Source organism: Neisseria shayeganii 871 (assembly GCF_000226875.1).
Taxonomy (GTDB): domain Bacteria; phylum Pseudomonadota; class Gammaproteobacteria; order Burkholderiales; family Neisseriaceae; genus Eikenella; species Eikenella shayeganii.
Map to the genome: position 1 here is coordinate 1,156,429 of NZ_JH164926.1, position 9,739 is coordinate 1,166,167.

A 9,739-nucleotide genomic window follows, 5' to 3' on the forward strand; every position below is an offset into this window, starting at 1 on the left:
CATGAGGTTTGTATGAAAACACTGAATCTGACCGCTTTGGCCGTGCTGGCCGCCTTCGGCCTGAGCGCCTGCCAACCGCCCGCCGCAGAAAAACCGGCCGAAACGCCGGCCGCCTCAGGCGCCGCCGCTGCCAATGCCGACGGCAGCGTGAATATTGCCGTAAACGACCAAGCCTGCGAGCCGATGGAACTCACTGTGCCCAGCGGCGAAGTGGTGTTCCAAATCAAAAACAACAGCGGCCGCAAGCTGGAGTGGGAAATCCTCAACGGCGTGATGGTGGTGGACGAGCGCGAAAACATTGCCCCCGGCCTGTCCGACAAAATGACGGTTACCCTGCTGCCCGGCGAATACGCCATGACCTGCGGCCTGCTCAACAATCCGCGCGGCAAACTGACCGTTACCGACAGCGGCTTCAAGCAAACCGCCGGCGAAGCCGATATGGAAAAACTGGCCCAACCTTTGGCCGACTACAAAACCTATGTTCAGGCCGAGGCCGAACAGCTGGTCAGCAAAACCGGCGCTTTCGTGGCTGCGGTGAAAGCCGGCGAAATCGACAAAGCCAAAGCCATGTTTGCCGATGTCCGCACCCACTACGAGCGCATCGAACCGATTGCCGAGCTGTTTAACGAGCTGGATCCGGCCATCGACGCGCGCGAAGACGACTACAAAGCCGGCCCCACCGACCCCGAATTCACCGGCTTCCACCGCATCGAATACGCCCTGTGGATTGAAAAATCCACCGACGGCGTGAAAGAGATTGCCGACCGTTTGGAAAGCGATGTGAAAAAACTGAAAGCCGAAATCGACGTCCTCACCTTCCCGCCCAGCAAAGTGGTGGGCGGTGCAGCCGTGCTGATTGAGGAAGTGGCCGGCAGCAAAATCAGCGGCGAAGAAGACCGCTACAGCCACACCGACTTGAGCGACTTCAACGCCAACGTGGAAGGCGCCATGAAGATTGTCGATTTGTTCCGCCCCTTGATTGCCGAGAAAAACCAAGCCCTGCTCGACAAAGTGGACGCTAACTTCAAAGCGGTCAACGACACGCTGGGCAAATACAAAACCGCCGACGGCTTTGCCACCTACGACAAATTGAGCGAAGCCGACCGCAAAGCCTTACAAGCGCCGATCAACGCCCTGGCAGAAGATTTGGCCCAATTGCGCGGCACCTTAGGATTGAAATAATCTGTGCCCCCGCTTTTCAGGTAGCCTGGCCGACACCATCAGGCTACCTGAAATCCTCCCTACCCGGCCAATCCTCCCCGTAGCGGATTGGCTGTTTTCTTTCACGCAAACACCACCATGAACACACCCGAATCCCCCTCCAAACGCCAACTCTTCAAAACCGTTGCCGCCGTTGGTGCCGGCGCCGCCATCGGCGCGGCCGGCGGCCTGATGTGGCCGCGCGAGCGTGACGAAACCACCCAGCATTCGGCCACACCCGTCGGCGACGCCCGCAACAGCGAACACTCGCCACACCGCTACGACTGCTACGGCACCCATCAGGCCGGCATCACTACGCCTCACCAACAATTCGGCATCATGGCCGCATTCGACGTGCTGGCCAACACCCCGAAAGAATTGGAAACCCTGTTCCGCACCCTGACCGCCCGCATCGAATTCCTCAGCCAAGGCGGCGAGCTGCAAGACGGCGACGCCAAACTGCCGCCGGCCGGCAGCGGCATCCTCGGCAAAATCATCCGCCCCGACGGGCTAACCGTTACCCTCAGCGTGGGCGCTTCATTATTTGACGGGCGCTACGGCTTGGCGGCGCACAAGCCCAAACACCTGCAGGAAATGAAAAGTTTTCCCAACGACAAACTGGCCGCTGATTGGTGCGACGGCGACATCAGCCTGCAAATCTGCGCCTTCACCCCCGAAACCTGCCAAAACGCCCTGCGAGACATCATCAAAAACACCGCCCAACTGGCTGTGATCCGCTGGTGCATCGACGGCTTTCTGCCCAAATCGCCGCCCGGCTCCGCCGCCCGCAACCTGCTCGGCTTCCACGACGGCTCGGCCAATCCCGACGTCAGCCGTCCCGAAACCGCCGATGCGGTTGTGTGGACCGGCGTGGCGGAAAACAGCTTGGACGAACCAGCCTGGGCCAAAAACGGCAGCTATCAGGCCGTGCGCCTGATCCGCCACTTCGTCGAATTTTGGGACCGCACCCCGCTGCAGGAGCAGGAAACCATTTTCGGCCGCGAAAAATACAGCGGTGCCCCCTTGGGCATGAAATACGAACACGACGCCCCCGACTACGGCAAAGACCCTGCCGGCGAGGTGATTCCCAAAGACAGCCACATGCGCCTGGCCAACCCGCGCGATCCCGAATTCCTCAAACGCCACCAGCTGTTCCGCCGCCCCTTCAACTACTCGCGCGGCCTCGCCAAATCCGGCCAGCTCGATGTGGGCTTGGTGTTTATCTGCTATCAGGCCAACCTGAGCGACGGCTTTATCTTTGTGCAAAAACTGCTCGATTTCGAACCTTTGGAGGAATACATCAGCCCCTTCGGCGGCGGCTATTTCTTCACCCTGCCCGGTGTTGCCAAAGGCGGCTTTCTCGGCCAAGAACTGCTGGCCTTAGTACGCTAAGCCGGCAACGGCAAACCGATGGCCAAACACGTCCCGCCCTGCGTTCACCAGAGCGGGATGAAAATCCATACCAAGCCGAGCACAATGCCCGCAATCGCTGGTTAAACCTCTGCGGGGCATGGATTTCACGTTTCAGGCTACCTGAAAGCACTGATCCAACTTATTCGAAGCGCTGAGCGCACGCCCCGTTTCGCCCACTCAAAGATAAGGCCGTCTGAAAAAAATCTTTCAGACGGCCTCTTCCAACAACCCAACAACTTGATCAAGCAAAAGGCTGCAATTGCTCGTTGATTTCCGTGCGAGCCAGATTATTCGCATAATTGCACAAAGTCGCCAGCGCCACGCCCAACACCACTTCCAAAGCCTGCTGCTCGTTATACCCCGCATCAAAAAACGCCTGCAACTCGGCATCGCCCACATTGCCCTTATTCGCCATCACCGCTTGGGTAAACAAAGCCAAGCGGTTGAGCTTCGGGTCTGCCAACGCCTGCGTATTGCGTAAAGCCTCAATCGCTTGCGGGTCGAGCAATTTCTTTTTAATACTCAAAGCAGTATGCCCCGCTTTGCAGAAACCGCACTCATTCAGCACCGCCGCCGTAATCTGCACCACCTCACGCTCGCCTGCAGTCAGGCTGGTGGTGGCATTTAACGCACCCACTTCCTGATACATCGCCAAGGCCGCCGGCGCATTGGCCAATACGCCAATCAGGTTCGGCAAAAAGCCGTTGTTTTTCAAAGCCGTTTCCACACGGGCTTTTGCCGCCTCAGGCGCGGATTCCACACTATGCACAATTAAACGGGCCATACGTTCCTCTCCGGTTATTTCGATTAAAAAAGCCATTCTAACAAGGCCGTCTGAAAGGCTGAAATAACCGTAAGCAATATCGAACAAAGGAAAAATTATATCTTGGCAGCGGTATCTGCTTAGATTGCGGGTAAGACAAGGCCGTCTGAAAATCTTATGGCAAGCATTTTCAGACGGCCTGAGACCTTTGCAAAACCCCCATCTGCGGCGCATTTCTGCGTTGTGCGCTGCTCGCTCGCTTGCCTATCTATGTGATATGTCTGCACTCGCTGCGCTGCTACGCCTTGAACTGCATCCACATCTGGAGGTTTTGCAAAGGCCTCGGCCTTAGTGTTTATGCGTAGGTTGGGTTAGCCTCGGGCGTAACCCAACAATAATAACTATGAGAAAATGAAGTGAATGTTGGGTTTTCAATCCAACCCACACTTGCTGGCTACACTTTCTTCTACATAACTTTACATTTATAAAAATTGAAACAGTAATAATTTTATGAAATAATTTCCAATCTCTCTTGGATAAGAGAGATTGCCGCTCCTAGGATTAAGGGGCATAAAAAGCTGGATAGCTAGGCGTTTAAAATTCCGTATGATGAGCATCTACTTCTACCACAATATTTATTGTGGTACGCCTACTATCCTATTTTAATTTTTAAAATAGGATATTTTCAATGAAAAATTCAATTATCTTAAAAACTGAAAATTCAGTTGTTTTTAATCTCGGTAAGATTCAAAAAGCTTTATGTATCATTAATGCTGAGAATATATCTAAATTATTAGATCGCGTTAGCTTAACGGCTAACCCAAGAGAATCTAAAAAGAATAAGGTTACTGCATCTATCATTGATACTTTAAATACTGCCCCTGAAGAAATGGTTAACAGAACTAAGGGGTTGTTAGTATCTACGCAAAAATGTGAGTCATTAGAACGCGGCAGATTCCGATTAAGTTTTGAGGATGAAAAAACAGATGGTGTTTTAGATGGCGGACATAATATGCTAGCCATAGGGACTTTTTTATTAGAAAAATATCATGAGTCTCAAAACAATCAGATTCCATCTGACGTGCAAAAAATCAAATGCTGGGAGGATTTTTCTGAAGCGTGGACTAAATATAGCCACTTATTAGAAGATTTTGTCAAAGAACAAAAATTTACCATTCCTGTTGAAATTATTTATCCTACTAAAAATGTTGACTTTGATTTTGCTGAATTAGTTTTTGAAATTTCAGATGCACGAAATAATAACTCTCCACTAACAGCTGGAACTAAAGCCGATCATCGAGGTTATTATGATAATTTAAAAGAAAATATTGACTCTAATCTTGTAAATCTCATTGCTTGGAAGGATAACGAGGCCGGAAAGCGTATTAAACGTGAGGATATTGTTGCTTTAGCTTTAATCCCCTTTATTGCATTGCAAAAACGTGGCATATTAGAGAAGATAAATTCAATTAATCCATCTGTTATTTACAATTCCAAGTCACAATGTGTAGATATTTATTCTAAAATTATTGAAGAATACAAAGATGAGCAAGGACATTTACCCGAAGTTATTAATAATGCTCTAGGATTAATGAATGATATTCCGAAATTTTATGATCTCGTATATAAAAAATTTCCAGAAGCATATAATAACTTCTCTCCAGGATTTGGGAGAATCACAGCTGTTAAAAAGGTAAAAGATGATTCTAAAAAATTTCTAACCAAGTTTTATCAACAAGAAAGTGATTATAAATATCCAGATGGTTATATCTTACCATTTATTTGTGCCTTTCATGAACTAATCATAATTGATGAAAACAATAATGTCCGTTGGGCAATAAACGTTGAAGATTTAATTAATGATTTCTCTAAATATGAAATGTTGGTTGGGACTATCAAAGATAATTATTACGACCCTCAAAAGGTAGGTAAAAGTTCTGCCGCATATACTGGATGTGAAATGACTATGAAAATGGTTATGATGGAATTGTAGCCCAAAGGCCGTCTGAAAATTTCAGACGGCTTTTTTTACCCTTTATTTAATCCTTCCCACTCCTTCAACAACCTCTTCACCGACACCGGATACGGCATCTTCAACTCCTGCGCAAACAGCGACACACGCAGTTCTTCTATTTGCCATTTAAACATCTCTAGGCCGTCTGAAACGGGTTGGTTTTGTTTCAACAAGCTGTCTGTTTTTTCTTGCCACATCTGCTCCAGCCCCTGAATATCTGCTTCGCGTGCGGCATCGCGGGCGGGGTTGGCGCTGTATTTTTCCATGCGCAGGGTCATGGCTTTGAAGTAGACGGGTAGGCGCGGCCATTGGCTCCAGGGGGTGCGGCCGGCGAATCCGGCGGACAGCAGGGTTTGGGTGCGTTCGCGCAGTAGGTGGGTGAGCGGGTGTTTGCCGAGTTTGCTGTTGAGTTCGGCGTAGGCGGCGGCGGTGTCTTGCAGGTAGCGGCTCAACGCCTCTTTAACGGCGGGCAGTCGGCTGCGGGCGCGTTTGATTTGTTCTTTGAAGGCTTTTTCGCTGCGGGGTAGCTCGTCGTCGCCGATAAAGGCGCGGTCGCAGATGGCGGCAGTAAGGTCGTCGCGCAGGGTGTCGGCGGGGATGTGTTTGAGCAGCATGGCGGCTTGGGTGAAGCCTTGTATGCCTTTGTTGAGGTCTTTCATGTGTTCTTTGAGCTGGAGCTGCATGAGGGCGATCACGCCTTGGCGGTGGGCTTGTTCGGCGGCTTCGGGGGTATCGAACAGGCGCAGGGCGATGGTGTTGTTTTTTTCTTTTTGCAGGCCGAGGTAGCCGGTGAGCTGTTGTTTGCCGCGGGCGAATTTGATGTTTTCAGGTAGCGTGCCGATGTCCCAGTTGGTGAGGTTGTCGCGCTCGAATTCTTGGGTGTTGTCGCGGAAGGTTACGGCGGCGGCTTGGCCGAGTTCTTGTTGGAGTTTGGCTAAATCGCGACCGGTGGCAAGCTCTTGGCCGCCGTCATCGATGATGCGTAGGTTGAAATAGCAATGCTCGGGCAGTTTGAACGCGCTCCATTCGTCTTGGTCGATTTGCTCGAGCAGGCGCATGTCGCCGGCGGTTTTGGCGATAAAACGGGCAAGCTGGGGGATTATCGGCTCTTGGCGGTTGGGGTTGTTTTCTAAAAATTTTGTGATGAAGTCGGGCACGGGCACGCAGATGCGGCGGATTTGTTTGGGCAGGGCTTTGATAAGCAGTTGCAGTTTTTCGCGCAACATGCCGGGCACGAGCCATTCGAGCGCGGGGGCGTGGAGGCGGTTGAGCACGGTGAGCGGCAGGGTAAGGGTTACGCCGTCTAGCGGGTGGTGCGGCTCGAAACGGTAGCTGAGTTTGAATTTGCCGTCGCTGTTTTGCCAATGGTGGGGGAACTGGGCTTCGGTGATGTGCGCTGCGGCGTGCTGCATGAGGTCTTCGCGGGTGAGGAACAGCAGGCGCGGGTCGTCGCGCTCGGCGGTTTTGAGCCAGCTTTGGAAGGTGCGGATGTCGGCAAGGGGCAATGTTTTTTTCAGACGGCCTGTGTGTCGCGGGCTACCTGAAAGGCCGTCTGAAACGGGGGCAGTGTTGTCGGGCTGGGGACTTACGGTTTTGGTTTTGTCGGATTCGAGAATCCGACCTACGTTTTCTGCACTTTCAGACAGGCCTGTATTGTCGGGCAGGGATGCCCGACCTACCTTTTCAGACGGCTCGTAAAACTGCGGTAAACGCTGGTTGTAAAACTCAAATAAGGCCTCTTCGTCCACCAGTACGTCCTGCTTGCGCGATTTGTGTTCCAATTCGCTGATTTCTTTAATCAGTTTTTTGTTGTGGATAAAAAAGGCCGTCTGAAGATTGCATTCCTGCGCCACCAGTGCGCTGCGGATAAAGATTTCGCGGGCTTCTTCGGGGGCGACTTTGCTGTAGGCGACTGGGCGGCGCGGCAGCACGGTCAGCCCGTAGAGGGTAACGCGTTCACTGGCGACGACTTCGCCGCGCTTCTGCTCCCAATGCGGCTCGAAATAGTGGTAGCGCACGAGGTGCGGGGCTTCCTGCTCGATCCATTCGGGCTGGATGGCGGCGACATCGCGGGCATAAAGGCGTGTGGTTTCGGTGAGTTCGGCCGCCATCACCCACTTGGGTTTGGATTTGAACAGGGCGGAGGCGGGGAACAAATGAAAGTGCGAGCCGCGAGCGCCGGTGTAATCATGGCCGTCGGGCGATTTCATGCCGACGTTGGCAATCAGGCCGGTCAGCAGAGCGCGGTGGATTTGTTCGTAGCCCGCTTCTTTGGCGGCGCGGATATGGGCGCGGTGCTGTTTTTTATCCAATTGTTTTTGTTTGAGTTTGGCGGATAAATCTTGGTCGCCGGTGTTTTTCCGCAAGGGACTTCCTTCGGTCGCAGACGGCAATTGCGGTTGCGCAGGAGGCCGTCTGAAAGCCTGCTCTTTGGTGGTCAAACCCATTTCCACGGCAATGTCGGCAAGCTGGTGGTGCAGTTCGCGCCACTCACGCATCCGCAGGTGGGAAAGGAAATATTGGCGGCACCATTGCACCAGTTGTTTGTTGGACAAACCTTTGTCGCGCTCGCGCTGGAAGCTGTCCCAAATATTGAGGTAGGCGAGAAAGTCGGACTGCTTGTCGGTAAAACGTTCGTGCGCCTTTTGGGCGGCTTCGCGGGCTTCAAGCGGACGTTCGCGCGGGTCTTGAATCGACAAGGCGGACACAATCACCAGCATTTCCTGCACACAATCGTGTTTTTTCGCTGCCAGCAACATGCGTGAGATTTTGGGGTCGACGGGTAGGCGCGACATTTGTTCGCCGAGCTTGGTCAACCCGTTTTGATCGTTTACTGCACCCAATTCCAACAACACCTGAAAGCCATCATTGATATAACGCTGGTCAGGCGCTTCGAGAAACGGAAACGCCGCCACATCGCCCAGTTTCAACGCGGCCATGCGCAGGATGACGGCGGCCAGATTGCTGCGGATGATTTCGGGGTCGGTAAAGGCGGGGCGCTCGTTGAAATCTTCTTCGCTATACAGGCGCACGGCTACGCCGGCGGATACGCGGCCGCAGCGTCCGGAACGTTGGCGTGCGGCGGCTTGGGAAATTTTTTCCACATGAAGCTGTTCCACTTTGGCGCGCGCGGAATAGCGTTTGACCCGTGCCAAGCCGGTGTCGATTACATATTTGATGCCCGGCACGGTGAGCGAGGTTTCGGCCACGTTGGTCGCCAGCACGATGCGCCGTTTACTGCCGCTCGGGTGGAAAATTTTGTGCTGTTCGGCGTTCGACAAGCGGGCAAACAGCGGCAGGATTTCGTCGTCACGGCGCAGCGGCGATTTGCGCAGGGCTTCGGCGGCCTCGCGGATTTCGCGCTCGCCGGGCAGGAACACCAGAATATCGCCGTCGCCCAGCCGCGCCAGTTCGTCGGCGGCATCGACAATCGCGTCGGTCAACTCGATTTCCGCTTCGTCTTCGTCTTGCGAATGCAGCGGGCGGTAGAGAATGTCGACGGGGAAGGTGCGCCCGCTCACTTCCAGCACGGGCGCGTTGTTGAAATGTTTGGAAAAGCGCTCGGCATCAATGGTGGCCGAGGTGATGATGACTTTCAAATCGGGGCGGCGCGGCAGAAGTTGTTTCAGGTAGCCGAGCAGAAAATCGATGTTGAGGCTGCGTTCGTGCGCTTCGTCGATAATAATCGTGTCGTAGGCGGTGAGGAAGCGGTCGGTTTGCGTTTCGGCGAGCAGAATGCCGTCGGTCATCAGTTTCACATAGGCATCGCGCGAGGTGTTGTCGTTGAAACGCACTTTGTAGCCGACGGTTTGGCCGATGTTGCTGCCCAATTCTTCGGCAATCCGCTCCGCCACCGAACGCGCCGCCAAGCGCCGCGGCTGCGTGTGCCCGATCAAGCCCGCCGCACCGCGCCCGAGCTCCAAGCAGATTTTCGGAAGCTGGGTGGTTTTGCCCGAACCGGTTTCGCCGCAAATAATGGTTACTTGGTTGTTTTGAATGGCGGTTTTGATGTCGTCCAAACGCTCGTGCACCGGCAGTGTGCCGTCATACTGCGGCTTGGGCAGCGCGGCTTGGCGTTTCAAAAACGCGTCGTGCGATTTTTGATATTTTTTCTGCACGGCTTCGATGCCGCCGAAGCGTTTGGGGGTTTTGAAGGCGTTTTGCAGGAAATGGCGGTCGCGGGAGAGCGTTTGGGTGAAGTCGGGCTGCTGCATGGTGTGTGTAAAAATCTAGGTAAAACAAAGGCGGGCATGATAACACAGGCTACCTGAAAAACCGTTTCAGGTAGCCTTGATTGGGGCCATCAGATAACTTGCTGCCGACAACACTTGAGCCATGCAAGCAGGCTG

General features: G+C 53.2%; 6 protein-coding genes. 4 read left to right on the forward strand and 2 right to left on the reverse strand.

Features of this window, described 5'->3' with window-relative positions:
- Positions 1–12 precede the first annotated feature (12 nt).
- Together efeO and efeB are read left to right on the forward strand one after the other, a co-directional pair.
- On the forward strand, positions 13–1,182 hold the full coding sequence (efeO, locus tag HMPREF9371_RS05270) for an iron uptake system protein EfeO (protein ID WP_009118928.1): 1,170 nt from the start codon (positions 13–15) through the stop codon (positions 1,180–1,182).
- 117 nt (positions 1,183–1,299) lie between these two features.
- Complete coding sequence (gene efeB, locus HMPREF9371_RS05275; RefSeq protein WP_009118930.1) at positions 1,300–2,592, forward strand: iron uptake transporter deferrochelatase/peroxidase subunit; 1,293 nt, start codon at positions 1,300–1,302, stop codon at positions 2,590–2,592.
- A 262-nt stretch (positions 2,593–2,854) separates the two neighbouring features.
- Here the strand turns inward: efeB and HMPREF9371_RS05280 are convergent, their stop codons facing one another.
- A complete protein-coding gene (locus HMPREF9371_RS05280) occupies positions 2,855–3,397 on the reverse strand; it encodes a carboxymuconolactone decarboxylase family protein (protein ID WP_040660211.1) in 543 nt (180 codons plus the stop codon).
- A gap of 124 nt (positions 3,398–3,521) precedes the next feature.
- Here HMPREF9371_RS05280 and HMPREF9371_RS13300 point away from each other — a divergent pair, with 124 nt between their 5' ends.
- Positions 3,522–3,728: a hypothetical protein gene (locus HMPREF9371_RS13300; RefSeq protein WP_009118932.1), complete on the forward strand. Its 207-nt coding sequence runs from the start codon at positions 3,522–3,524 to the stop codon at positions 3,726–3,728.
- A 336-nt stretch (positions 3,729–4,064) separates the two neighbouring features.
- Positions 4,065–5,369 (forward strand): hypothetical protein, encoded by a 1,305-nt coding sequence (locus HMPREF9371_RS05285; protein WP_009118933.1) that lies wholly within the window; start codon positions 4,065–4,067, stop codon positions 5,367–5,369.
- A gap of 35 nt (positions 5,370–5,404) precedes the next feature.
- On the opposite strand, the gene hrpA is transcribed toward HMPREF9371_RS05285, so the two are convergent.
- The gene (gene hrpA, locus HMPREF9371_RS05290; RefSeq protein ID WP_009118934.1) at positions 5,405–9,604 is read right to left on the reverse strand and encodes an ATP-dependent RNA helicase HrpA; all 4,200 of its coding nucleotides are present in this window, start codon (positions 9,602–9,604) and stop codon (positions 5,405–5,407) included.
- Positions 9,605–9,739: the final 135 nt, after the last annotated feature.